The organism is Streptomyces sp. NPDC043854, assembly GCF_056436005.1.
The window spans coordinates 140,262-164,372 of sequence record NZ_JBWKDK010000002.1; the positions used below are offsets into that span (position 1 = coordinate 140,262).

Sequence of the window (24,111 nt, forward strand, 5' to 3'; positions counted from 1 at the left end):
CGCGTGCCGAACCACGCCTCCCGCCGGTCCCTGCTCACCGCGGCCGCCGTGGCCGCCGCCGCAGCCGCCGGGGCGGTCACCTACGCCCTGGGCAGCTCCTCCGGCCCCCCGGGCTCCCCCGGCGGCTCCGGGGGAGCCCGCCGCGGCGACGCGCGCCCCGGCGACCGGGCCCCCGGCCCGGCCCCCGACCGGGCCGAACTGCGCCGCGCGGTGGCCGGGATGAGCCTGACCGAGCAGGTCGGTCAGCTCTTCGTGTCCCGGGCCTACGGGCATTCCGCGACCGAGCCCGACCCGGCCGACGCCGAGAAGAACCTGTCGCACTTCGGGGTGCGCACCGCCGCCGAGCTGATCTCCCGCTACCACCTGGGCGGGGTCGTCCTGTTCTCCTGGGCCGGCAACACCCGCAACCCGCAGCAGATCGCCGACCTGTCGGCCGGCCTCCAGCAGGCGGCCGCGGCCACGGGTGCCGGGATCCCGCTGATGCTCTCCATCGACCAGGAGCACGGCGCGGTGGCCCGGGTCGGCAAGCCCGCGACCCTGCTGCCCGGGGCGATGGCGCTGGGCGCGCACGGCGGCAGGGCGCGGGCCGCGGCCGAGGCCCGGCGGGCGGCGCGCATCGCGGGCGCCGAGCTGGCCGCGATGGGCATCCGGCAGGACTACGCGCCGGTGGCCGACGTGAACGTGAACCCGGCCAACCCGGTGATCGGCGTCCGGTCCTTCGGCTCCGATCCGAAGGCGGTGGCCGCCCTGGTCGCCGCCCAGGTGCGCGGCTACCAGGGTGCGGGGGTGGCCGCGACGGCCAAGCACTTCCCCGGCCACGGCGACACCGAGACCGACAGCCACGTCGGGCTGCCGGTGATGCAGCACAGCCGGGCCCGGTGGGAGGAGCTGGACGAGCCGCCGTTCCGGGCTGCGGTGGAGGCGGGCGTGGACGCCGTGATGACGGCGCACATCGTCTTCCCCGCGCTCGATCCCTCGGGGGACCCGGCGACCCTCTCGCGGCCGATCGTCACGGGCATCCTGCGCGAACGCCTGGGCTTCCGCGGGGTGGTGGTCACCGACGCCCTCGACATGGCCGGCGTCCGCCAGAAGTACGGGGACGACCGGGTGCCGGTGCTCGCCCTGAAGGCGGGCTGCGACCAGTTGCTGAACCCGCCGGACCTGGGGCTCGCGTTCCGCAGTGTGGTCGCCGCGGTGGAGTCGGGCGAGCTGACGCAGACCCGGATCGCCGAGTCGGTGCTGCGGATCCTGGAACTCAAGGCGCGCCGGGGCGTGTTCGACCGGCCGCAGACCGCGGCGGGGCGGGTGGACGGGGCGGTGGGCACCACGGCGCACCTGGCCGCCGCCGACGAGATCGCGGCGGGTACGACGACCCTGCTGGCCAATCCCGTGAACCTGCTGCCGCTGGACCCGTCGGCCGCGCCCGCGCTGCTGGTCACCGGGACCGACCCGGCCTCCCCCAGCGGTACGACGGGTCCCCCGACGGCGGTACTGGCCCGGGAGCTGACCGCCCTGGGCTGCCGGGCGACGGCGGTGCCGCCGGGGCGGGCGGCGGCCGCTGCCCCGGGCAACGCGGCGGTGCTGGTGTGCACGTACAACGTGCCGGAGGGGGACAGTCCGCAGCGCACGCTGGTGGCGCACCTGGTGGCGACCGGGGTGCCGGTGGTCCTGGTGGCGCTCCGGAACCCCTACGACCCGGCCCGGCTCCCGGCGTGTGCGGCCGAGCTGGCGACGTACACCTGGGCGGACGTGGAGATGCGGGCGGCGGCCCGGGTGGTCACCGGTGCGGCGCGGCCGGCGGGCCGGCTGCCGGTCCCGGTGCCGGGCCGCTACCCGCTGGGCCACGGGCTGGCGTACGGCTGATCCCGTACGCCGGCCCGCGGTCCGTGCGCTACGTGCGCTCCGTGCGCGGGGCCGGGCGCCGGTGGTCCCGTGCGCCCGGCCCGGCGGCTGCAGCCGGGAGCGGGTTACGGCCGCAGCTGCGGCTCGCGCTCCAGGTCCTTCTGGTCGAGCTGGGCGTCCGGCTTCGCCAGCGGCGCCGCCCGGCCCGCGTCGAGGGCCGCGGCGGACGGGGCGACCCCGGCCCACTGCAGGATCCGCTGCGTGGCCAGCGTCTTCTCGCCCTCCTGGAGCTTCGAGACGTTGGCCCCGTGGTTGGCGCCGGGCGCGATCATCACGTAGCTGTCGCGGGCCCCGTAGCCGAGGCGGAACGGTTCTGCACCCCACGGGTCGTTCTGCCCGTACACGAAGAGCATCTGGTGGGCGTTGTTCTTCACCCAGTTGTCCACGTCCGCCATGGCCCCCGGCTGGAAGGTCATGGGGATGTCGCGCGGCACGAAGTTGCGCGGCGGCTGGTAGCCGTACCGGCTCAGCCCCTTGAGGTGCGGCTGCTTGATGTCCGGCGACCCGAGCTGCGTGCCGGCCTGGTAGTAGTACGGCGTGTACGTCTCCAGGCCCTGGTCGGAGTAGGCCGAGAAGCCGGAGATCGCGTCGATCGAGTCCCAGATTTCCTGGTCGCTCGCGGCCTTGGCGTCCGCGGGGATGGTGCCGCAGTCGGACAGCAGGCTGTACTGCCAGAACGCCCACACGTAGTCGAGGACGACGGCCTCGTAGGCCTTGTCGAGGTTGCCGACGGTGTTGAAGGTCCAGCCGTTCTCGGCGGCGGCGGCCGCGTACTTGACCTCCAGCGGCTCGCGGCGCACGAGCGCCTCGCGCTGGACGGCGTTCAGCTTGTCGCGGCACTCCTTGGTGCCGACCTTGGCGAAGAACCGGTCGTAGGCCGAGTCCTCCTTGTCGACGACGTCGTTGGGCGCGACGTACGCGACGACGCCGTCCATGTCGCGCGGGTAGAAGCGCTCGTAGTACGTCGCGGTCATGCCGCCCTTGCTGCCGCCCGTGGCGAGCCAGTTCTTCGGGTACAGCTTCTTCAGCGCCGTGAAGATGCGGTGCTGGTCGCTGGCCGCCTGCCAGATGTCCAGCTTCGACCAGTCCGCCGGGTCGGGGCGGGACGGGTTGAAGAACCGGTACTCCATCGACACCTGGTTGCCGTCGGTGATCGTCGTCGGCTCGGCGCGGCGCGGGTTGGTGTTGACGTTGTAGCCCGAGGTGTAGAACACCGTGGGCCGGGAGACGTCCTTGTGCAGCAGGGTGATGCGCTGCTTGAAGGTGCCCTTCGACGGCTGCCGGTGGTCGACCGGCTGCTCGTAGTTCAGTACGAAGAAGCGGTAGCCGGGGTACGGCTTCTCCTCGATCAGGCTCATGCCCGGAATCGCCAGGATCTGGTCCTTGATGTCCGTGGCGGCGGTCTGCCCTGCGGTGGTCGGCGCTGCGGCGGCCGGCTCTGCGGCGGTGGCCGCCTGAGCCGTGAAGCCGGCCGTGCCCATGGTGCCGATCAGCACGGCGAGCGGCAGCAGCCGGCCAAGCGTCTTGCGCATTCACCCTCCCCTTGAGTTCACTGTGGTCGCACGCGAACCTAGCGGGGTCAACACGCAGCTGACCAGACCCCGTTGGGACGCGCTCTCAGCACAGGATCCAGCCGGATTCGGTGGACCCGGCGCCGACGCTCCCCTTGACATACACGCAGCGGCTGATCGCACCGACGGTGACAGGCCCGGCATATCGGGTGAATTGCCCGATATCGCGGATCGGGACCCCGCCGCGCGGCTGGATGCTCACCGCCATCGGCCGGCGCCTGCCCGGCTCCCGGGCGAGGGCGACGGCGCACGCCTGTGTGCGGGTCTTGAAGATGCGCACCTCCCCCGCGGGGAACGGCAGCGTCTTGACGAGCTGTCCGCCGCAGCCGCCCTCGGCGGCCCGGGCCGGCGGCGCCACCAGCAGTCCCCCCAGGCAGAGCGCGAGCACCGCCGACGACACGCCCGCGCGGACGGCCCCCCGGCCGCCGCCTTTCCCTCCGCGTACCACACTGCCCCCCGGTCAATTGTGCGTACTTATGTACGCCATACGTGCATCCGTACGACGCACGTGGCCCCCGGAAGGTTGCACACGGCAAGATCCGGGGGCCTGGCAGGAGAAGGACGGCCGGGCGCCGGGCGACGCCTCAGGCCGGTCGCGGCCTCAGGGCGTCGCCAAGCCGTCGCGGCCTCAGGCCGCGGCGCGCTCGTCCTCGCCGACGAACGTCCGCCACAGGACGGCGTACCGGCCGTCGCGGGCCAGGAGTTCGGCGTGCGTGCCGTCCTCCACCACCCGGCCGCCGTCCATGACCACGACCCGGTCGGCGCGCGCGGCCGTGGTCAGCCGGTGTGCCACCACCAGGGTGGTGCGCTTGCCGGCGAGCCGGTCGGTGGCCTGGTTGACCTGCGCCTCGGTGGCCAGGTCGAGCGCGGCGGTCGCCTCGTCGAGCAACAGCACGTCCGGGTCGACGAGTTCCGCGCGGGCCAGTGCGATCAGCTGGCGCTGGCCGGCCGAGAGGTTGCGGCCGCGTTCGGCGACGGTGTGCAGGTAGCCGCCGTCGAGCGTGGCGATCATGTCGTGGGCGCCGACCGCGCGGGCGGCCGCCTCGACCTCCGCGTCGCTCGCGTCGGGCCGCCCATACGCGATCGCGTCGCGCACGGTGCCGGCGAAGAGGTACGGCTCCTGCGGGACCACCCCGAGCCGGCGGCGGAACGCCGTCAGGTCGAGCTCCCGCAGGTCGGTGCCGTCGGCGGTGACCCGGCCGCCGGTCGGGTCGTAGAACCGGGCCACCAGCTTCACCAGCGTGGACTTGCCGGCTCCGGTCTCGCCGACGAACGCGACGGTCTGGCCCGCCGGTATCCGCAGGCTTATTCCGGCCAGGGCCTCGCTGCCCTTCTCGCCGCGCTCCTCGGCGGTCCCGTACGCGAAGTGCACGTCCTCGAAGGCGATCTCGCCGCGCAGCTCCCGCACCCCGCGCGGGTCGGCGGGCAGCGGCGTGGTGGTCGGCTCGCGCAGCAGCCCCTGGATCCGGCCGAGGGAGACGGTGGCCTGCTGGTACCCGTCGAAGACCTGCGAGAGCTGCTGGACGGGGGCGAAGAACAGGTCGATGTACAGCAGGTACGCGACCAGCGCGCCGGTGGTGAGGGTGCCCGCCTCGACCCGGCCCGCACCGGCGATCAGCACGGCCGCCGCCGCACCCGAGGACAGCAGCTGCACGAACGGGAAGTAGACGGATATCAGCCACTGGCCGCGCACCCGCGCCGCGCGGTAGGAGTCGCTGCGCTCCGCGAAGCGGACGGCGCCGGAGCCCTGGCGGCGGAAGGCCTGGACGATGCGGAGCCCGGAGACGGACTCCTGGAGGTCGGCGTTGACCAGGCTGACCCGGTCGCGCGCGAGCTCGTACGCGGCGACCGACTTGCGGCGGAACACGATGGTGCCGACGACCAGCACCGGCAGGGTGGCGAAGACGATCAGCGCGAGCTCGACGTCGAGGACGAGCAGGGCGGCGAGGATCCCGAAGAAGGTGAAGACGGAGACGACGGCGGTGACCAGGCCGGTCTGGAGGAACGTCGACAGGGAGTCCACGTCGGTGGTCATCCGCGTCATGATCTTGCCGGTCAGCTCGCGCTCGTAGTAGTCGAGGCCGAGGCGCTGGAGCTGGGCGAAAATCTTCACGCGGAGGGCGTAGAGGACGCGCTCGCCGGTGCGGCCCGTCATCCGGGTCTCGGCGAACTGGGCCGCCCACTGGCCGAGGACCACCGCGAGGGCCAGCAGCGACGCCGCCCAGACGGCCCCGAGTGCGGCCTGCTCCACGCCCTGGTCGATGCCGTACCGGATCAGGACGGGCAGCAGCAGGCCGGCGCCCGCGTCCGCGGCGACCAGGCCCAGGCTGACGGCGAGCGGCGCCCAGAAGCCGCGCAGCAGGCGGCGCAGGTTGTAGCTGTCCTCGGCGGCCGCGGCACGGTCCTCGTCGACGCCCGGCTCGTCGTCGGCGGGCGGCAGCGCCGCCACCTTGGCGAGGAGCTCGGGGGTGGCCGGCATGCCGGCGACGGCCCCGGCCATGGAGTGCGGGGGGCCGCCGGCGCCGGGGGCTGCGGCGGGCGCGGACGGGGACCCGCCGGCGGGCGCGGACGGGGAGCCGGCCGCGGCCGCCGCCGCCTTGGTGTCCTCGCGGCGGCGCCACAGCTCGGGGGTCACCCCGTCGACGACGCGGCGCTTGGCGTTGACCGGCTCGGCGTCTATCTCCGCTTCGACCTCGATGTCCTGCTCGAAGTCCCGCTCGAACTCGGCCATGGCCGCCGGGGCGTCGGGGGTGCGCGGCGAGGCGGCGCCGAGCGCGTCCGCGTCGGTCAGCAGCCGCCGGTACAGCGCGGAGCGGTGCTCCAGCTCCTCGTGCGTACCGATGTCGGCGAGCCGGCCGCGGTCGAGTACGGCGATCCGGTCGGCCAGCGCGAGCGTGGAGCGGCGGTGGGCGATGAGGAGGGTGGTGCGGCCCGCCATGACGGCGCGCAGGGCTTCGTGGATCTCGTGCTCGACGCGGGCGTCGACGGCGGAGGTGGCGTCGTCGAGGAGCAGCAGCCGGGGGTCGGTGAGGATGGCGCGGGCGAGCGCGATGCGCTGGCGCTGGCCGCCGGAGAGGGTCAGGCCCTGCTCGCCGACCTTGGTGTCGTACCCGGCGGGCAGGCGCTCGATGAAGGCCTCGGCCTGGGCGGCGCGGGCGGCGGTCCGGATCTGCTCCTCGGTGGCCTCCGGGTGCCCGAAGGCGATGTTGGCGCGGATGGTGTCGGAGAAGAGGAAGGAGTCCTCCGGCACGAGGCCGATCGCGGCGCGCAGCGAGTCGTAGGTGAGCTCGCGGACGTCGTGGCCGCCGACGCGGACGGTGCCGCGGTCGGCGTCGTAGAAGCGGGGCAGGAGGAGGGAGACGGTGGACTTGCCGGAGCCGGACGCGCCGACGACGGCGACGGTCTCGCCGGCGGCGACGGTGAGGGAGAAGCCGTCGAGGACGGGCCGCTCCGGGTCGTAGCCGAACACGACGCCGTCGAACTCGACGGTGGCGGGGGCGTCGGCGGGCAGCTCCCGCGCGCCCTCCCGGATCGTGGGCTCGGTGTCGATGAGCTCGAACACCCGCTCCACGCCGGCCCGGGCCTGCTGGCCGACGGTGAGGACCATCGCGAGCATGCGGACGGGGCCGACGAGCTGGGCGAGGTAGGTGGAGAAGGCGACGAAGGTGCCGAGGGTGACCTGGCCGTTGGTGGCCAGCCAGCCGCCGAGGGCCAGCATGGCGACCTGGGCGAAGGCGGGAACCGCCTGGAGGGCGGGGGTGTAGCGCGAGTTCAGGCGTATGCTCCGCAGCCGCCCCGCGAAGAGCCCGCGGCCGGCGGCGCGCAGCTTGGCGGTCTCCTGGTCCTCCTGGCCGAAGCCCTTGACGACGCGGACGCCGGTCACGGCCCCGTCGACGACGGACGCGACGGCGGCGGCCTGGCCCTGCGCCCACCAGGTGGCGGGGAACAGCTTCTTGCGGCTGCGGTCGGCGATGAACCAGAGCGCGGGCGCCATGAGCAGCGCGACGAGCGTCAGCAGCGGCGACAGCCACAGCATGACGGCCAGGGATATGCCGAAGAGGAGGAAGTTGCCGATGGTCATCGGCAGCATGAAGAGCAGGCCCTGGATCAGCTGGAGGTCGCTGGTGGCCCGGCCGACGACCTGGCCGGTGGACAGCTCGTCCTGGCGCCGGCCGTCGAGCCGGGCGATGGTGCCGTACATGTCCGTGCGCAGGTCGTGCTGCACGTCGAGGGCGAGGCGGCCGCCGTAGTAGCGGCGTATGTAGGTGAACGCGTACACGAGGACCGCCGCGCCGATGAGCAGCCCGGCCCACGGCGCCATCGGCCTGCTCTGCTCCCCGATGACGTCGTCGATGATGACCTTCGTGACGAGCGGGACGAGGGCCATGACGGCCATGCCGGCGAGGGAGGAGCCGAGCGCGAGCAGCACGTTGGCCTTGTACCGCCAGGTGTAGGCGGTCAGCCGCCTGGCCCAGCCCTGCTGCCCGGGCTTGCCGTGGTCTTCCGGCCTCTCACCGGCCGTCTGCGCCGTCTTTGCCGCTGTCTGCGCCGCCGCCACGTTCTGCCTCCCCGTCCGTCCGTCGCTGCCGCCTCCCCCAACGCCCCGACCGGCGGATTTCATCCCGCCGCAACGATTCGACGGTGCGGGTATGTCACCTCGCACGCACGCGGGGCGGGGCCGTTGGGGGTAGCGGGCCAAACACGCCGGCAAGGTCTGCGAGGCCGAGCACGGCCCGGCACTCGACGTGTATACCCGTGACGTCTAGAACGGAGAATCGCCTGGTCAGCCACGCTCAGTGGAAGCTCGCCAGGGACCGCAAGGCAGCACAGGGAGTCACCGAGTCCCCCGCAGCCACACGCCACCGGGAGGAGATCCGGCTTGCCTTCGAGTTGGGGCAGGCCGTGTTCGACCGGCGGCGCGAGCTGGGGATTTCACAGACCGAGCTGGCCCGGCGGGCCGGGATGACGCAGCCGCAGGTGTCGAAGCTGGAACTCGGCGGGACCGTGCCCACGGTTCCGCTGCTGGCGCGGCTGGCGCGGGCAATGGACTCCGAGCTGCGGCTGACGCTGATCGGAGAGACCTCCCAGGTCGCGTTCACGGCCCGGGAGGGCGAGGCAGCCTGAGGCGGTCGATGCGTCGGGCCGAGTCGGGGACCTCCCGCCCGCCGACGCCCGGCCGTCACGGTGCGTCGAAGTCGTACTCCAGGACGTAGGCGGCGGAGTCGAGCACCATCTCGTTCACCTCGACGACCTGCCCGTCGGCGGCGAAGGCGGTACGACACACCAGCACGACCGGCGTCCCGGGCCCGAGCGCCAGTGCTTCGGCCTCCTCGGGCGCGGGCATCCGCGAGCGGATCTCCTCCCGGAACCGGACCGGCTTGCGACCGAGCTCGGCGAGGCGGGCGTAGATGCCGCCGGGGCCGGTGTCGGGCTCGGCGATGGGGGTGCCGGCCGTGAGGGCGGCGTCCAGGTAGGAGGTGGCGACCATGACCGGCCTGCCGGCGAGGAGGAACCTCCTGCGGCGGACGCAGACAGCGGACCCGGCCGGGAGCTTCAGGGCTGCGGCCACGGCGCTCGGGGCACGCTCTTCGGACACGCCGAGGAACTCCACCTCCGGATCATGCCCCTTGCCGTCGGCGGCCCAGATCGAGCCGCCCGCACCCCAGACCTCGACGGCGAGCCGCTGGATCCCGCGGCGCCGGATGCCGACCTTGAACTCCCGGACGAAGACGCCGGCACCCTTGCGCGCCTCGACCAGCCCCTCGGCCTGGAGCGCGGCGAACGCCTGGCGGGCGGTCATCCTGGCCACCCCGTAGGTGGCCATCAGGTCGCTCTCACCGGGCAGCCGGTCGCCCGGGCCGTACCGGCCGGACGCGATGGCGTCCTTCAACGCGGCGGCGATGCGCTGGTACTTGGGCTGCCGCTTCTCGGCGCCACTTGGCATACAAACCCTCCCGATCACCTCCGGACAGACTAGGGGGCGGCAGATGGCAAGAAAGGGCATTCGTCCGTTCGCGACCCTGCACCCGCGAACATATCTAGATATCTTGCGGTCGGATGGGCGGACCGACGGGAGTCGACGCTTTACTGGACACCTATCTAGATAGGTGAGGTGATAGTTGTGGCTCCTGCTGACGACGCCTTCTGGCTCCTGCCGCGAAGCCCGCGCACGCCCGGCTGGGCCCGTGCGTTCTTCCGGGCCCAGGCCCGTTCGTGGGGTATCGCCCCACAGGTCGTGGAGGCTGCCGAGCTGGCGCTGTCGGAGCTCGTCACCAACGCCGTACGGCACGCGCGTGCGCCCCGCGGCCGGGAGATCGGCGTACGGGCGGTGTGGGGCGGCGCGTGCCTGCGGGTGGAAGTCGCAGACGCGGGCGATTGGGTGGACCTGGAGCCCCGGCCCCACCGGCCGGCCGGCGAAGACGGGCGCGGCCTCGCGGTGGTGACGGCCGTCGCCGGCCGGTGGGGCCAGGAGCCCCGCCCCCACGGCATCGGCAAGACGGTCTGGGCCGAGTTCCCGGTCAGGGGGTAGGGAGGGGCTTCACGACCGGGGGCTTCTCCAGGGGCTTGTTCTCGCAGCCGAGGGCCTCGGTGACGCGGCGGGTCATGAGGTAGGTGAGGGCCGTCTGGCGGTCCCGGGCCGCCTGGTCGAGGTCCGTCCGGGCGATGTTGACCGTGTACGAAGCGTTCGCGTAGAGCCATGCCGACTTCGACTTCTCGCCGAGTTCGCCGGGCATGTCGCACTGGACGTGCAGCCTCGTATAGGTGTCATTGGTCAGGCCGACGGCGCCGTTCACCTCGTACGGGACGCCCTTGGCCAGCGGTCGCGCCGCGTCCTTCGAGGCGCGGGGGACCCACCCGAAGCCGAACGTCACACGCTCAAGTCCCTTCTGGCCGCCAGGCCAGTAAGCGCACGTGTACCTCGGAAGCGTCTCCTGCTCCGGACCCATATCCCGCAGTTCGCGCTCCAATTTCTCCGCCACGCGGCTGGTGAGGTTGCTGATCTCGGTCTCAAAGCGTTCTGCACGAAGGATCCCCCGTAGGAGCACCTCCTCTTCCGAGGAAGGGGCGATCCCGCACGGGTGATCGGTCTTTGCCTCCGAGTCGCCCGAGTCGCACGATGCCAGCATCAGCACACAAAGGAGAGCAGCCGTCGACCGCCCGAGAGCCTCGAGCACATCAGGACCGGAGGTGCGCACGGGCGGCGTCCCGTCCAGTCGTGTATGCGGTGCCTGCACCATTCTTGGCATGGTCGAAAGCAGGGTCCCTGTCGATCTGTCGATCCCTGCCCCATGCGTCGAGCATGTCGTTGGTCGCCTCCATGCCCTTCCCGTAATTGCTACTGGAATCCTTCTTCCCCTGGTCCTCGGCCTCTTCCTTGACCCCATCGACCCACTCGTACTTGAGCGAGTCGATCAGCGAGCCTCCAACCGTGCCCGCGATCGGGATCTCGCCGATGAGTCCGTTCGCAACGGCAGCCGTGTGCTCAGATGTGCCTTCCGCCCACTTGATCTGGTCGTCTTCCTTGTCCTTGTAGACGTCGGCCCCGATGCCGTTCAGGGCTCCCGCCGCCACGCCGATGCCATGGGCCCGGTTGTCCCAGTCCGCGCTCACACCATGCATGTCGCCCTTGTACGGGGCGGCAGCGGTGAGCTGCTCCGCCGAGTACATCCGCTCCGCCTCGACCAGCAGGGCGAACGCCGGGCCGTCGTCGGCCACGCCGCGCATCACGCGGACCAGGCTGGCCTGGCCGACCGCGATCTGGGCCTTGTCGCCCGAACCGTGGATCGAGTCACTACCACTGATGGCGCCCAGGTCGGAATTCTTTCCGCCGAGGATGACGTGGGTGTCCGCCACGTAGTCGACCAGTGCCTTCGCCATCGGCTGGCGCAGGCCCTCCAGGTCCTTCGGGAACTTGTCGCCGCCCATCTCGCCGTCGAGGAGGCGGATGGCGTTGTGCATCACGCGCGCCTGGCCCTCGGTGTGCGGTCCGGGCGGGCCGAGCTTCTCGCCGTCCGTGTGGCCGGTCGCCGCCGCCTGGAGGGCCGCGCCCAGGCCCGCCGTCTTGTCGCCGCGCATCTCCATCGGCTGGCCGACGCCGGCCGAGATCCAGGGGTCCGGCATCTCGCGCTCGGTGAGCATGTACTTCAGGTGCTCGTTCTTGTTGCCGGGCGCCTCGGGGTCGAGGAAGTACGTCGCCGAGTCCGGGTCCTTGGCCATGATGCCGAGCAGGCCGTCCAGCGGGTCGGAGACCAGGTTGGGGCGCTGGGAGTCGTAGGCGTGGTCGTACATGTGCGGCTTCGACTTCTCGGCCGCGATCATGCCGTCGCCGATGTCGTTGAGGAACTGCTTGCCGTAGCCTTCGCCGTTCGACATGAGGGTGACCAGCGCCTGGTAGCCGTACGTCGGCCGCAGGCCCTTGGCGACCAGCTCGGGGCCCTGCTCCTTGAGCCCGTTGACGAAGGGCTTGTACGCGTAGCTGTCCGGGTCCTTGGTGCCCGAGGCGATCGTCCCGGCGAGGCCCGAGTTGATCGATTCGTAGAGCTTCCTGTCGGCCGCCGACGTGCCGCGGTCGTTCGACGCCAGGTTCATCTGGTCGGCGAGCAGCAGGGTGTCCTTCGCCCCCAGCGAGTTCAGGTATGCCTCGCTGAAGTGCTTGTCGCCGGAGTTCTGCTTCAGCACCTCGTCGTAGTGCCGCAGTTCCTCCGGAGAGGCCTTGCCGTCACGGATCTTCTGGGTGAGGGCCAGCGCCTCCACCGCCTCGACGTCGTTGACGGGCTTCGGGTTGAAGCCGAACATCGCCGTGCCGTCCGCGCCCGACGCGTTCAGCAGGGCGGTCTTGACGTCCGCGTCGAACTCCGTGACCGCCTTGACGGTGTCCGCGATCCGGCGGGTCCAGGCCCGCTCAACCTCCGGGAGGTCGGGATCGTGCCGCGCCGCGTTCGCAGTGCCGGCGTCGACCTTGGAGAAGTCGAAGCTCGCGATACCGGCGTCCGAGACCTTCATGCCGGCGTCCCTGGCGTCCGACACGGCGGACACCACCCGGCCCTTGAGGTCCGTGAACCGGGCGTGCGCGTCTCGGAGCAGCGACTCCATGGCCAGCGCCTCCTTCTGCGCCGACGCGTACTCCTGGCGCGTGACGGAGGAGTTGGTGGCGGCGGTCGTGGCGCTGGTGCCCAGCCAGCCGTTGCCGGCGGAGACCTTCTGGACCTCGTCCTTGTAGACGTCCTCCATGGTCTTGAACTGCGTCGCCATGGCCTTCCAGCCGTCGGCGGCCGTGGTGAGCGCTGAGATGTCCGTCTGCATGATCTCGGCGTAGTTCGGCACGTCCGTCTCCCCCTAGAGTCCCGTGACCTTGGACTGCACCGGCTGAAAGCTCCGGCCCGTCAGCTGGTCGGTCCCGGTGAACAGGTTCGACGCCCCGCGCAGGGCTGTCTTCTCCGAGTCCAGCCGTGCCATCAGGCGCTTGACCTGGTCGTCCCAGTGCGTGTGCGCCTTCGTCAGACCGGCCGCCGTATCCCAGCCGGTGAAGGCCTTGACCGCGTTCTTGGTCGGCTCGTCCGCCGCGTCCGCGGCCTTCGTCGTGCCGGGCTGCAGGACGTTCTCGATGGTGTTGGCCGCCTTCTTCTTCTCGGGAGGGGCCGTGGCCAGCACGCCGTACCCGCCGGGCGTCCCGGAGCCGCCGCCCGGGTCGGCGGCGAGCTGGTTCAGCCGCATCTGCGGCGCCGGGCCCTCGGTCGCGGCCGACTGCGTGTTCCGGCCCCGCTCCTCCTCGAACGACACTGCTCCCCCTCGCACTTCGCCCACCTGATCACGGCACTCTATGAGCCCTGAGCAAGCCTTAACCGTGCGTGGGGGCGAACATGCGGAGTTTGGCCGGAAGTACCACCACCGAGGGGCCCGGGGTGGCGAGAGCCTTCGCCAGGTCCGCGCGGAGGGCGTCCGGGGCGGTCAGGGTCGCCGGGACGCCGAAGGATTCCGCCAGGGCCACGAAGTCGGGGCGGTCCAGCTCCGTCGCGGTCGTGCGGCCGTCGAAGGCGTCCGTCATGTACTCGCGCAGGATGCCGTAGCCGCCGTCGTCGACGATCAGCCAGGTGACGTCGAGGTCGTGCTGCCGGGCAGTGGCCAGCTCGGCCAGGGAGTACATCGCGCCGCCGTCGCCGGAGACGGCCAAAACCGGGGTGCCCGGCTCGGCCAGGCAGGCCCCGAGGGCCGCGGGGAAGGCGTAGCCGAGGCCGCCCGCGCCCTGGGCCGAGTGCATGGTGTTCGGGTGCTTCGGGTCGAAGGCCGACCACGCCCAGTACGCCAGGATCGTCATGTCCCAGAACGACGGGGAGCGGGGCGGGAGGGCCGACCTGATGGAGTGGAGGAGGTCCTGCTCCAGGGTGAGGTTCTGGGGGGCCAGCCGGTCTGCGACGGCAGACAGGACCGCGCGGACGCGGTCGGGGGCGGTGGGGTCCCGGCGTTCGGCCACGGTTTCGAGGAGGGCCTGGAGCGCGAGGCGGGCGTCCGCGTGGATGCCGAGCGCGGGGTGGTTGGACTCCAGCTTGCCGAGGTCCGCCTCGATCTGGATCACCCGGCCGCCGGGCCGAAACGTGTGGTAGTTCGAGGACAGCTCGCCCAGGCCGGAGCCGACGACGAGGAGGACGTCCGCGTCCTCCAGGAAGTCGGTCGTGTGGCGGTCCTCCAGCCAGGACTGGAGGGAGAGCGGGTGGGTCCAGGGGAAGGCGCCCTTGCCGCCGAAGGTGGTGACCACGGGGGCGGAGAGGCGTTCGGCGAGTTGCTTCAGCTTGCCTGCTGCGTCCGAGCGGATGACGCCGCCGCCCGCGATGATCACGGGGCGTTCGGCGTTCTCCAGCCAGTGCGCGGCGAGGGCCGTCAGCTCGGGGCGCGGGGCGAGCTCGTGCGGGGTGGCGTCCATGCCGGTGACCTGCGGGATGAACGTTTCGGCGCGGAGCACGTCCTCCGGGATCTCCACCCACACCGGCCCGTGCGGGGCGGTCAGCGCCGACTCCCAGGCCTCGGCGATGGTGGAGGGGATCTGGGAGGGGGTCCGGGCGAGGTGGACGGACTTGACCACGTCCCGGAAGGAGGCGGCCTGGTCGCGCAGCTCGTGGAGGTGGCCGCGCCGGCCGCCGCCCAGGCCCGCAGTGGGGATTTGGGAGGAGATCGCCAGTACGGGCGAGGAAGCCGCCGCCGCCTCGGCGAGTGCGGGGAGCGCGGTCAGGGCGCCCGGGCCGGTGGACAGGAGGAGGGGCACCGCCTCGCCGGTGAGCCGGCCGTACGCGTCGGCGGCGAAGCCGGCGTTGTTCTCGACGCGGAGGGTGATCAGCCGCAGGTCGGAGCGGCCCACCGCGTCGAACAGCCCGAGGGCGTGCTGCCCCGGCAGCCCGAACACGGTGGTCGCACCGAGCCCGCGCAGCGTCTCCACGACCAGGTCCCCGCCCGTCCGGCCCGGCGGCGGCGCGAGGGCCGCCGCCCGCTGGGCGTCGGTGGGGCGGAGGACCAGGTCGTGGTCGTGCGTCACGCTGTTACGTGCCTTCCGTGCTGACGTGCCTGGCGGCGCTGCCGACACGCCGGGAGGGGCTTACTTGCCCTTCGCCGCGGCGATCTGGCGGCTCATGATCGTGGTCAGCTCGTACGCGGTGTGGGAGGCCGCGACCGAGGTGATCTCGGCGTGATCGTACGCCGGGGCGACCTCGACCACGTCGGCGGAGACCAGGTTGCAGGAGGCCAGGCCGCGGATGATCTCCAGCAGCTCGCGGGAGGTCATGCCGCCCGCCTCCGGCGTGCCGGTGCCGGGCGCGTGCGCCGGGTCCAGGACGTCGATGTCGATGGAGATGTACAGCGGGCGGTCGCCGATGCGCTGGCGCAGCTGGTCGGCGATCTCGTCCGCGCCGCGGCGGTACACGTCGGCGGAGGTCACGATGCCGAAGCCCATCTTGGCGTCGTCGTCGAGGTCCTGCTTGCCGTACAGCGGGCCGCGGGTACCGACGTGCGAGAGGGCCTCGGTGTCGAGGATGCCTTCCTCGACGGCGCGGCGGAACGGCGTGCCGTGCGTGTACTCGGCGCCGAAGTACGTGTCCCAGGTGTCCAGGTGGGCGTCGAAGTGCAGCAGGGCGACCGGGCCGTGCTTCTTCGCGACCGAGCGGAGCAGCGGGAGGGCGATGGTGTGGTCGCCGCCGAGGGTCATCAGGCGGGAGCCGGCGGACAGCAGCTCGTCGGCGGCGGCCTCGACCGTCTCGACGGCCTCGTTGATGTTGAAGGGGTTCACGGCGATGTCACCGGCGTCGGCGACCTGCGCGAGCGCGAACGGGGAGGCGTCCTGCGCCGGGTTGTACGGGCGCAGCAGGCGGGAGGCCTCGCGGATGGCGTTGCCGCCGAAGCGGGCGCCGGGGCGGTAGGACACGCCGGAGTCGAAGGGCACGCCGACGACGGCGACGTCCACCGAGCCGACCTCGTCCAGGCGGGGCAGCCGGGCGAAGGTCGCGGGGCCCGCGTAGCGCGGGATGCGGGAGGAGTCGACCGGTCCGCGCGGCGTCTGGGGCGTCTGCTCGGTGCTCATGGGGGTGCCCTTCGGGAGGTCCTACTGTGCGGTCCTTCGAGCGTAAGGCGCGTCCAAGGGGGCGCGAAGTGTACGTTTCATACATACGACCCTGCTGACGTGTCCGGAGTATCCATGGGCGAACCTCGCATACCGGAAAAGCCCGGTCCGGAGAATTCTGCCGTGTCGCGGGCGACGGCAACGACCGGAGCAACGGGGGCGGCGGGGGCAACGGGGGCGGCGGGGGCCTCGCGGCCAGCGGGGGCCTCGGGCGTGGGGCCTGCCGTCTCTCCCGTGCCGCCTGTGCCGCTGGGCGCGCTGCTCGGGGACCGGGAGCTCGGGCTGCGGCATCTGGCCGGGCCGGCCGAGGCGTGGGTGCACGGGGTGCACGCCTCCGAGATGGCCGATCCGTCGCCCTACCTGCTGGGCGGGGAGCTCCTGCTCACTGCGGGTGCCGGGCCCGGGAACGAGCCTGCTGCCGAGGGTCCCGGTGGGCACGGTCCCGCCTCCTACGCCCCCTACGACCGGTACGTGGCCCGGCTCGTTGCCGCCGGGGCTGCCGCCCTCGGGTTCGGTGTGGCCCCCGTGCACGAGGAGGTCCCGCCTGCGCTTGCCGACGCCTGTGCGCGGCACGGGCTGCCGCTGCTGGAGGTCCCGCCGCGCACCCCGTTCACCGCGGTCGCCCGCACGGTGTGGCGGCTGATGGCCGAGGCGCGGACCCGTGAGCTGCGCCGCGTGACCGAGGCCCAGCAGGCCCTCGCCGCGGCCGCGGCCCGGCCGGATCCGGTCCCGGCGGTGTTGTCCCGCCTTGCGGCGAGCCTCGGCGGGTACGTGGTGCTGTGGCCGGACGGGCGGGCCGCGGGGACCCCGCCGCCGGCTGGTGGCGATGCCGCTCTGGATGCGCTCTTGGCCCGGGTCGGCCGGGCCGGGGGTCCCGCAACCGCCACCGACCAGGCCGGGGGCCGGCACCTCGCCGCGTACGCCCTCGGCCGGCATGCGGGGCGGCATGCCGTCCTGGGAACGGCCACCCCGTCCCGTACCCCCGGCGACCACACCGTCGCCTCGGTCGCCGCCGTCCTGCTGACCTTGCTCACCGCCGAGCGGCCGGCCGGGGACGACACCGCCGCCCTGGCCCGGCTGCTGCTCGGCGGCTCACCGGCGGAGGTGCTGGGCCCCGGCCCCTGGTACGCGGTCCACGCCCGCGGCGGCGGCACCGATCCCGACCCGCGGGCCCTCGCCGCGGCGCTGGGGACCGTACTGCTGGATCCGCGGCCCGGTCCCGGCGGCCCCGCCGTACGGCTCCTCACCGACCGGGATCCCGGCCCGCAGCCCGGATGGCGGCTCGGGGTCAGTGCCCCGGCCGCGCCCGAAGCCCTGGCCACCGCCGACGCGCAGGCCCGGCGCGCCCTGGACCGCGCCGAGGCGGCCCGTGCCCCGCTGGCCCGCCACACCGACCCCGGCTTCGCGGGCCTGGTCGGCGAAGCCGAGGCCCGGGCGCATGCAGAGGCGCTGCTCGCCCCGCTGGCTCCCGTGCTGCGCGAGACGCTGCGGGGCTGGCTGGCCCACCACGGCAGCTGGGACCGCAGTGCCGCCGCCCTGGGAGTGCACCGGAACACGGTCCGGCAGCGCGTTGCCCGCTGTGCGGTGCTGCTCGGGCGGGACCTGGACGATCCGGATGCGCGGGCGGAGCTGTGGTTCGCGTTGCGGTGGGAGGGCGGGGCGGGCTCCGGCTCGGGCCCTGCGGACCCGGCGCGGTGATCCCCCGAGCGCGGTGTCCCGCCCCGGTGGCCCCCTACGGGATACCGCCGGCCTGCATCAGCGAAGCCGCTTGGGGCCGTCCGCCGGGCGGGGGTGTGGTGCGCAGGGGATCGCTGCGTGCTTCCGGTGGGTGGCGGCTGCGGGCCGTTGGCGGTGGGTTCGTCAGTGGGCTGCGCGGCGGATGGCGGCCACCGTCGGGACCGGGTCGTTCGTGAGGAAGTCCAGGACGATGGCGTTGACCAGGGCCGGCTTCTCCTGGGTGAGGAAGTGGGAGGTGCCGGGAACGACGGCGAGTTCGGCGTGGGGGAGGGCGTCGTATGTGTCGATCATGTGTTGTGGGGTGACCAGGTCGTCGTCGGAGAACATGACGAGGGTGCGGGCCGTGACCGCCGACAGGTCGGAGGCCTGGAGGTTCGGCTCCTTGGCGGCCATGTCGCCGATCTTCGTGGCGACGGTCTTGAAGTGGTCGATGCCGTCCGGGGAGACCTCGCCGTAGGCCGGGCCGAGGAACGCGAAGAGCTGGTCGACGTCCCACTCCATGTCGGGCATCGCCTCGCCTGACTTGTTGAAGCCGCCGCTGATCAGGACCAGGCGCTTGACGAGTTCCGGGCGCTGCATCGCGACCAGCATGGCGACGAGGGCGCCGTCGCTGTGGCCGACCAGGTCGGCGGGCTCGCCGACCACCGTTTCGAGGAAGGCGATCGTGTCGTCGGCCATCAGCTGGTAGGTGATGGGGCCGGGTACGTCCGGGGTGTGGCCGTGGCCTCGGCGTTCCGGGGTGTAGACGTGGAAGTGGCGCGCGAGGGCGGGCAGGTTCGGTTCGAAGAAGCGGGCGTCGACCAGGCCGCCGTGCAGGAGGACGAGGGGGTCGCCCGCGCCGTGCTCGTCGTACCAGGTCTTCACCGCGCCGAGCTGGATGTACGTACCCATGGGTTGGCTCCTTCGTCAGTGTGTCGTGACGGTAGACCGCGAGCGCGGGAGGAATTCATCGGCGCGCCCGCGATCCGGGTCTCAGCGGTTGAAGGCCGGGAAGGCGAAGCGCTGGATGGTCTTCAGGCCGTCGCCCTTGGCGTCGGTGCTGTTGACCGAGTAGACGAGGGTGCGGGAGAGGTCGCGGGTGGCGGCGATCACCGTGTGGTAGCCGGGGCGGGCACCGGTCTTGCCCCAGACCTCCTGGCCGTTGATGACGTGGCGTTCGAGGCTGGCGCTGCGGGTGGCCCCGGGGATGTTCGGGATCGTGAACATTTCGGCGAGTTGGGGCTCCGGGACGACCTGGCCGCGGAAGAGGGCGACGAGGAAGCGCTCCAGGTCGCGGGTGGTGGAGATCATGTCACCGGCGGCGAAGCGGTCGGACATGTTCCATTGGGTGACGTCGACCGGCTTGCCGTTCATGAGCTGGTAGCCGCGGTTGTGCGGGCCGTGGATGCGGGGGTCGGTGCCCTTGGGGAAGGAGGTGCCGGTCATGCCGAGCGGGCGGAAGATCCGGACCTCGGCCTGGTGGGCGTAGGTGTCGCCGGTGGTCTTCTCGATCAGCATGCCGAGGATCGTGTAGTTGATGTTGTTGTACTGCTGCTTGGTGCCCGGGGAGAAGGCCGGGCCCTTGGCCGTCCCGGAGGCCACCGCCTGCTGGGGGGTGATCGTCTCGAAGCGGTGCGGGTACTCCTCCTCCACGGTGTCGCCGAAGCTGATGCCCGACTGGATGCCGCTGGTGAAGTTGAGGAGGTTCCGGACCGTGATCGGCTCGGTGAAGGAGGCCGGGAGGAGGTCCGGGAGGTAGCGCTGGACCGGGGCGTTCAGGTCGACCCTGCCCTCGGCGGCGAGCTGGAGGACCACCGCCGCGGTGACGACCTTGGTGGTCGAGCCGGCCCGGAAGCGGGCGTCGGCGAGGGCGGGGGCTCCGGTCCTGAGGTCGCGTACGCCGGCGGTGCCCGTCCACCGGCCGTTCCCGCCGACGCGGACCAGGGCCGCCGTGGCGTCCTGGTCCGGCAGCCCGGCGAGGGCCGCGCGCAGCGCCGCGCTGTCGGGGCCCTGCACGGTGACGGCGGCAGGGGCGGGGGCCGCGGCGGCGAAGGCGGTGGCGCCCAGGGGGCCGGCGGTGAGGCCGAGGAGGAGGGCGGCGGCGAGGGCGGTGCGGGTGCGGCGGTTCATACGGGCTCCTGGCTTGGCTGCTGCTGTGGACGGATTCCATCCTGGTGATCGCGTGCGGCCGTCGGATCGTCCGTGGAGAGGAGCCGCCCCCTGCGGGTAACCGGGCTCCGGGTCAGGGGAGTTGGCGGGGACGGCCCTGAGGGCGCCGCCGGGCTGCCGACCTGGGGAGGTGGCGCTTGTCATACCGTCTGCACGGCTCTGGACAGAGTCGACAACTCGCCGGTAACTTTGTATGAGCAAGCGCTTAGACATAAGCGGCGGACCGCCGCGACGAAGGGAGCCGGCCGTGCGCCGTACGGTGTTCAACGAGGACCACGAGGCCTTCCGGGAGACCATCCGCGCCTTCATCGAGGCCGAGGTCGTACCCGTCTACGACGAGTGGTTCGCCGCCGGCCAGGCGCCCCGCGACTTCTACTACAAGCTCGGCGAGCTGGGCGTCTTCGGCATCAACGTCCCCGAGGAGTTCGGCGGCGCCGGCCTGGACACCCACAAGTTCGAGGCCGTCCTCTACGAGGAGACCTCCCGCGCGGGCGTCAACTTCGGCGGCTCCGGCGTGCACGTCCTGCTCGCCCTGCCCTACATCAAGATGCTCGCCACCGACGAGCAGAAGAAGCGTTTCCTCCCGAAGTTCGTCTCCGGCGAGGAGATGTGGGCGCTGGCGATGACCGAGCCGGGCACCGGCTCCGACGTCGCGGGCATGAAGACCACCGCCAAGCTCTCCGAGGACGGCACGCACTACGTCCTCAACGGCGCCAAGACCTTCATCACCGGCGGTGTGCACGCCGACCGCGTCATCGTCTGCGCCCGCACCTCCGCCCCGAGCGAGCAGGACCGCCGCTTCGGCATCTCCCTCTTCGCCGTGGACACCAAGTCCGAGGGCTACTCCATCGGCCGCAAGCTCGACAAGCTGGGCCTGAAGACCTCCGACACCGCCGAGCTGGCCTTCGTCGACGTCAAGGTCCCGGTCGAGGACCTGCTCGGCGAGGAGGGCAAGGGCTTCTACTACCTCGGCCACAACCTGGCCTCCGAGCGCTGGGGCATCGCCTTCGGCGCGTACGCCCAGGCCGCCGCGGCCGTCCGGTTCGCCCAGCAGTACGTGACCGAGCGCACCGTCTTCGGCAAGCCGGTCGCCCACTTCCAGAACACGAAGTTCGAACTGGCCGCCTGCCAGGCCGAGGTGGACGCCGCCCAGGCCGTCGCCGACCGCGCCCTGGAGGCCCTGGACGCCGGCGAGCTGACCCCGGCCGAGGCAGCCTCCGCGAAGCTGTTCTGCACCGAGGTCGCCCACCGCGTCATCGACCGGTGCCTCCAGCTGCACGGCGGCTACGGCTACATGAACGAGTACCCGATCGCCCGCCTGTACGCCGACAACCGCGTCAACCGCATCTACGGCGGCACCAGCGAGATCATGAAGTCGATCATCGCCAAGTCGATGGGGCTGTAAGTCCCCTTGAGCGAGGCACTCACGGATCTCCTCGATCTGCTCGACCTGGAGCAGATCGAGGAGAACATCTTCCGCGGCACCAGCCGCACGTCCCTGGTGCCGCGCGTCTTCGGCGGACAGGTCGCGGCCCAGGCCCTGGTCGCGGCCGGCCGGACCGTGCCCGGGGACCGCACCGCGCACTCGCTCCACTCGTACTTCCTGCGCACGGGCGACCCGGGCGCGCCCATCGTCTACTCCGTGGACCGGATCCGCGACGGGCGCTCCTTCACCACGCGGCGGGTCGTCGCCGTCCAGCACGGCCAGCCGATCTTCCATCTCTCGGCCTCCTTCCAGGTGTACGAGGAAGGCCTCGACCACCAGGTCGCGATGCCGGACGCCCCGGACCCGGAGAGCCTGCCGACCGCGGCCGAGTCCCTGCCCGCCCATCGGGACCTGTTCCTGGACCCGGGCGCGGTGGACCGGCTGCTGGAGTCGCGCGCCGCGGTGGACCTGCGGTACGCGACGACCCCGCCGTGGGGCACCATCGGCGAGCCGGTGGAGCCGCGCTCACAGGTGTGGTTCCGGACGGCCGGCAAGCTGGAGGGCGACGACCCGCTGCTGCACACCTGTCTGGCCACGTACGTCTCGGACATGACCCTGCTCGACTCGGTGCTGCTCGCGCACGGCCGGGGCGGCTGGGCGGTCGGCGACGTGGTCGGGGCCTCGCTGGACCATGCGATGTGGTTCCACCGGCCGTTCCGGGCCGACGAGTGGCTGCTGTACGACCAGGACTCCCCCACCTCGCACGGCGGGCGGGGCCTCGGCCAGGCGCGCATCTGGACGCAGGACGGCCGGCTGGCCGTGACGGTGATCCAGGAGGGCGTCGTACGCGTCCCGCGCGCCTGACGCGCCCCGGCCGGGGCGGTCCGGGCGGCCGTCCGGCCCCGGCCCCCGGACACCCCCTCGGTAGGGTGGGCGCGACAGCACACCGCGGCCGGAACAAGGAGCAGACGTGAGCGAGCCGGCGTCCATCGCCCTCCAGCAGGAGATCGCCCGGGAACTGGAGGTCGCCGAGGCCTTCGACGCCGAGCGGGAAATCGAGCGCCGGGTGGCCTTCCTCACCGAGCGGCTGACCTCCGCGGGCTTGCGCTCCCTCGTGCTCGGCATCAGCGGCGGCGTGGACTCCACCACCACCGGCCGGCTGTGCCAGCTCGCCGTCGAGCGGGCCCGGGCCGCCGGACACGAGGCGGTGTTCTACGCGATGCGGCTGCCCTACGGGGTCCAGGCCGACGAGCACGACGCCCAGCTCGCGCTCTCCTTCATCCGGGCCGACCGGGTGCTGACCGTGGACATCAAGCCCGCGAGCGACGCCGCCCTCGACGCCACGGCGGCCGCCGGCGTGAGCTTCCGCGACGCCCACCACCAGGACTTCGTGCACGGCAACATCAAGGCCCGCCAGCGCATGATCGCCCAGTACGCGGCGGCCGGCGCGCACGACGGCCTGGTCGTCGGCACCGACCACGCCGCCGAGGCGGTCTCCGGCTTCTTCACCAAGTTCGGCGACGGCGCCGCGGACGTGGTCCCGCTGACCGGTCTGACCAAGCGGCGGGTGCGCGCCGTCGCGGACGCGCTGGGCGCGCCGGCCGGGCTGGTGTGGAAGACGCCGACGGCCGACCTGGAGACCCTCGACCCGGGCAAGGCCGACGAGGACGCGCTCGGGGTCACGTACGACCAGATCGACGACTTCCTGGAGGGCAAGCCGGTGGACGAGCGGGCCTTCGAGACGATCGTCCGCCGCTACCGCCTGACCGACCACAAGCGCCGGCTGCCCATCGCCCCCTGAGGCCCGGACCTCCCGGCGGACGTGCGCGGGGCGCGCGCCCGCCGGAGAGGTCCTGGAGCGCCCCTTCAGTCCGGGCTCAGCCCTCCAGGAGACCCGCCGCGTTCAGCAGGTACGCGACCATCGGGTCGTAGAAGCGCGGGTCGCGGACGTGGTCGTCCAGCGGGACCACCACCTGGAGGGTGCCCTCCGCCTCGCCGAGGAACAGGGCGGGGTCGTTGCAGTCCGCGTACCCCACCGCGTCCAGCCCGCGCTGTGCGGCGCAGCCCGCCCAGCCGTGGTCGGCGACGACCAGGTCCGGCTGCGGGCGGCCGGCCGCGGCGAGGCCGTCGAGGATCGCGGCCATCGGCGCCGGGGAGTGGGTGTGCCACAGGGTGGCGCCCCGCTCCAGTACCGCGATGTCGGCGAACTGCCACACCGAGGCCTCGTCGGCCGTCAGCCCGGACGGGATCACGACGATCTCGCAGCCCGCCGCCCGCAGGGCGTCGGCGGTGGCCCGGTGGACGTCGAGCAGACCGCCCGGGTGGCCGGTGGCCAGCAGGACGCGCTGGCGGTCCAGGGCCGCCTTGTGCAGCCGGGCCGCCATCCGGTCGAGGGCGTCCACGGTCAGTTCCGGGTCGATGGTGTCCTGGCCCTGCCGGTGCTCGGGGTCGTCGACGACCCCGCAGCGTTCGGCCATCACCGCGAGCACGTCCTGCTCGTCGGTCCAGCGGTCGCCCAGTTCCAGGCCGAGCCAGTAGTGCCGGTCGCCGTTGGCGAGCTTGCGGTAGTGGGACAGGTTGTTCTCGCGCGGGGTGGCGACCTGTCCGGCGATCCGCGTGCGAACCAGGTGTTCGATGAGCTCGGCGCGGGCGGGTACGGACGTCTCTATCGGCTTCGGCATGCGGCCCATTCTGCCGCCGCGACCCCGGATGCGCCGGTTCCATCC

19 protein-coding genes are annotated in these 24,111 nt (G+C 72.6%); 7 read left to right on the forward strand and 12 right to left on the reverse strand.

Annotation, left to right across the window (positions count from 1 at the left end):
* Positions 1 to 3 precede the first annotated feature (3 nt).
* Positions 4 to 1,863 carry a glycoside hydrolase family 3 protein gene (locus AC068A_RS02605; RefSeq protein WP_478579673.1) on the forward strand — a complete coding sequence of 620 codons (1,860 nt, stop codon included), beginning with the start codon at positions 4 to 6 and terminating at the stop codon, positions 1,861 to 1,863.
* 104 nt (positions 1,864 to 1,967) lie between these two features.
* Here AC068A_RS02605 and AC068A_RS02610 read toward each other — a convergent pair whose 3' ends face one another.
* The 3 genes from AC068A_RS02610 to AC068A_RS02620 form a co-directional block, all read right to left on the reverse strand.
* Positions 1,968 to 3,434, reverse strand: coding sequence for an aminopeptidase (locus tag AC068A_RS02610; RefSeq protein ID WP_478579676.1), 1,467 nt, complete (start codon positions 3,432 to 3,434; stop codon positions 1,968 to 1,970).
* 85 nt (positions 3,435 to 3,519) lie between these two features.
* Positions 3,520 to 3,873: a hypothetical protein gene (locus tag AC068A_RS02615; protein ID WP_478579679.1), complete on the reverse strand. Its 354-nt coding sequence runs from the start codon at positions 3,871 to 3,873 to the stop codon at positions 3,520 to 3,522.
* A 228-nt stretch (positions 3,874 to 4,101) separates the two neighbouring features.
* Complete coding sequence (locus AC068A_RS02620) at positions 4,102 to 7,935, reverse strand: ABC transporter ATP-binding protein (protein WP_478580078.1); 3,834 nt, start codon at positions 7,933 to 7,935, stop codon at positions 4,102 to 4,104.
* Between the two features lie 293 nt (positions 7,936 to 8,228).
* Here AC068A_RS02620 and AC068A_RS02625 point away from each other — a divergent pair, with 293 nt between their 5' ends.
* Positions 8,229 to 8,597, forward strand: coding sequence for a helix-turn-helix domain-containing protein (locus AC068A_RS02625; protein WP_478579681.1), 369 nt, complete (start codon positions 8,229 to 8,231; stop codon positions 8,595 to 8,597).
* A gap of 55 nt (positions 8,598 to 8,652) precedes the next feature.
* On the opposite strand, the gene AC068A_RS02630 is transcribed toward AC068A_RS02625, so the two are convergent.
* A complete protein-coding gene (locus AC068A_RS02630) occupies positions 8,653 to 9,417 on the reverse strand; it encodes a GntR family transcriptional regulator (RefSeq protein ID WP_478579682.1) in 765 nt (254 codons plus the stop codon).
* 177 nt (positions 9,418 to 9,594) lie between these two features.
* Between AC068A_RS02630 and AC068A_RS02635 the strand changes: the two genes are divergently transcribed.
* Positions 9,595 to 10,002: an ATP-binding protein gene (locus AC068A_RS02635; RefSeq protein ID WP_478579685.1), complete on the forward strand. Its 408-nt coding sequence runs from the start codon at positions 9,595 to 9,597 to the stop codon at positions 10,000 to 10,002.
* Here AC068A_RS02635 and AC068A_RS02640 read toward each other — a convergent pair.
* The 5 genes from AC068A_RS02640 to speB form a co-directional block, all read right to left on the reverse strand.
* Positions 9,992 to 10,345, reverse strand: a complete 354-nt coding sequence (locus AC068A_RS02640; RefSeq protein WP_478579688.1) for a hypothetical protein — start codon at positions 10,343 to 10,345, stop codon at positions 9,992 to 9,994. The genes AC068A_RS02635 and AC068A_RS02640 overlap by 11 nt on opposite strands.
* 304 nt (positions 10,346 to 10,649) lie before the next feature.
* A complete protein-coding gene (locus AC068A_RS02645; RefSeq protein ID WP_478579690.1) occupies positions 10,650 to 12,797 on the reverse strand; it encodes a hypothetical protein in 2,148 nt (715 codons plus the stop codon).
* A gap of 12 nt (positions 12,798 to 12,809) precedes the next feature.
* Positions 12,810 to 13,253, reverse strand: coding sequence for a hypothetical protein (locus AC068A_RS02650; protein WP_478579693.1), 444 nt, complete (start codon positions 13,251 to 13,253; stop codon positions 12,810 to 12,812).
* 58 nt (positions 13,254 to 13,311) lie between these two features.
* Positions 13,312 to 14,997 (reverse strand): thiamine pyrophosphate-binding protein, encoded by a 1,686-nt coding sequence (locus tag AC068A_RS02655; protein WP_478579696.1) that lies wholly within the window; start codon positions 14,995 to 14,997, stop codon positions 13,312 to 13,314.
* A 60-nt stretch (positions 14,998 to 15,057) separates the two neighbouring features.
* Positions 15,058 to 16,035 carry an agmatinase gene (gene speB / locus AC068A_RS02660; protein ID WP_478579698.1) on the reverse strand — a complete coding sequence of 326 codons (978 nt, stop codon included), beginning with the start codon at positions 16,033 to 16,035 and terminating at the stop codon, positions 15,058 to 15,060.
* A 273-nt stretch (positions 16,036 to 16,308) separates the two neighbouring features.
* Between speB and AC068A_RS02665 the strand changes: the two genes are divergently transcribed.
* Positions 16,309 to 17,772, forward strand: coding sequence for a helix-turn-helix domain-containing protein (locus AC068A_RS02665; protein WP_478579701.1), 1,464 nt, complete (start codon positions 16,309 to 16,311; stop codon positions 17,770 to 17,772).
* Between the two features lie 162 nt (positions 17,773 to 17,934).
* Here AC068A_RS02665 and AC068A_RS02670 read toward each other — a convergent pair whose 3' ends face one another.
* Positions 17,935 to 18,702: an alpha/beta fold hydrolase gene (locus tag AC068A_RS02670; protein ID WP_478579704.1), complete on the reverse strand. Its 768-nt coding sequence runs from the start codon at positions 18,700 to 18,702 to the stop codon at positions 17,935 to 17,937.
* 81 nt (positions 18,703 to 18,783) lie between these two features.
* Positions 18,784 to 19,920, reverse strand: a complete 1,137-nt coding sequence (locus AC068A_RS02675) for a serine hydrolase domain-containing protein (protein WP_478579707.1) — start codon at positions 19,918 to 19,920, stop codon at positions 18,784 to 18,786.
* A 286-nt stretch (positions 19,921 to 20,206) separates the two neighbouring features.
* On the opposite strand from AC068A_RS02675, the gene AC068A_RS02680 reads away from it, so the two are divergent.
* The 3 genes from AC068A_RS02680 to nadE all read left to right on the forward strand — a co-directional run bounded on the left by AC068A_RS02680 (position 20,207) and on the right by nadE (position 23,186).
* Positions 20,207 to 21,364 carry an acyl-CoA dehydrogenase family protein gene (locus AC068A_RS02680; RefSeq protein ID WP_385425498.1) on the forward strand — a complete coding sequence of 386 codons (1,158 nt, stop codon included), beginning with the start codon at positions 20,207 to 20,209 and terminating at the stop codon, positions 21,362 to 21,364.
* A 6-nt stretch (positions 21,365 to 21,370) separates the two neighbouring features.
* Positions 21,371 to 22,249 carry an acyl-CoA thioesterase gene (locus AC068A_RS02685; protein ID WP_478579711.1) on the forward strand — a complete coding sequence of 293 codons (879 nt, stop codon included), beginning with the start codon at positions 21,371 to 21,373 and terminating at the stop codon, positions 22,247 to 22,249.
* Positions 22,250 to 22,355: 106 nt separating this feature from the next.
* Positions 22,356 to 23,186, forward strand: a complete 831-nt coding sequence (nadE, locus tag AC068A_RS02690) for an ammonia-dependent NAD(+) synthetase (RefSeq protein ID WP_478579713.1) — start codon at positions 22,356 to 22,358, stop codon at positions 23,184 to 23,186.
* Between the two features lie 76 nt (positions 23,187 to 23,262).
* On the opposite strand, the gene AC068A_RS02695 is transcribed toward nadE, so the two are convergent.
* Entirely contained in the window at positions 23,263 to 24,075 is an 813-nt protein-coding gene (locus tag AC068A_RS02695) for a phosphatase (RefSeq protein ID WP_478579716.1), read from the reverse strand.
* Positions 24,076 to 24,111 lie beyond the last annotated feature (36 nt).

Coding starts and splice junctions, on each gene's coding strand:
- AC068A_RS02610 (WP_478579676.1), bottom strand. CDS start 3,434: ATGCGCAAGACGCTTGGCCGGCTGCTGCCGCTCGCCGTGCTGATCGGC.
- AC068A_RS02630 (WP_478579682.1), bottom strand. CDS start 9,417: ATGCCAAGTGGCGCCGAGAAGCGGCAGCCCAAGTACCAGCGCATCGCC.
- speB (WP_478579698.1), bottom strand. CDS start 16,035: ATGAGCACCGAGCAGACGCCCCAGACGCCGCGCGGACCGGTCGACTCC.
- AC068A_RS02670 (WP_478579704.1), bottom strand. CDS start 18,702: ATGGGTACGTACATCCAGCTCGGCGCGGTGAAGACCTGGTACGACGAG.
- AC068A_RS02675 (WP_478579707.1), bottom strand. CDS start 19,920: ATGAACCGCCGCACCCGCACCGCCCTCGCCGCCGCCCTCCTCCTCGGC.
- AC068A_RS02695 (WP_478579716.1), bottom strand. CDS start 24,075: ATGGGCCGCATGCCGAAGCCGATAGAGACGTCCGTACCCGCCCGCGCC.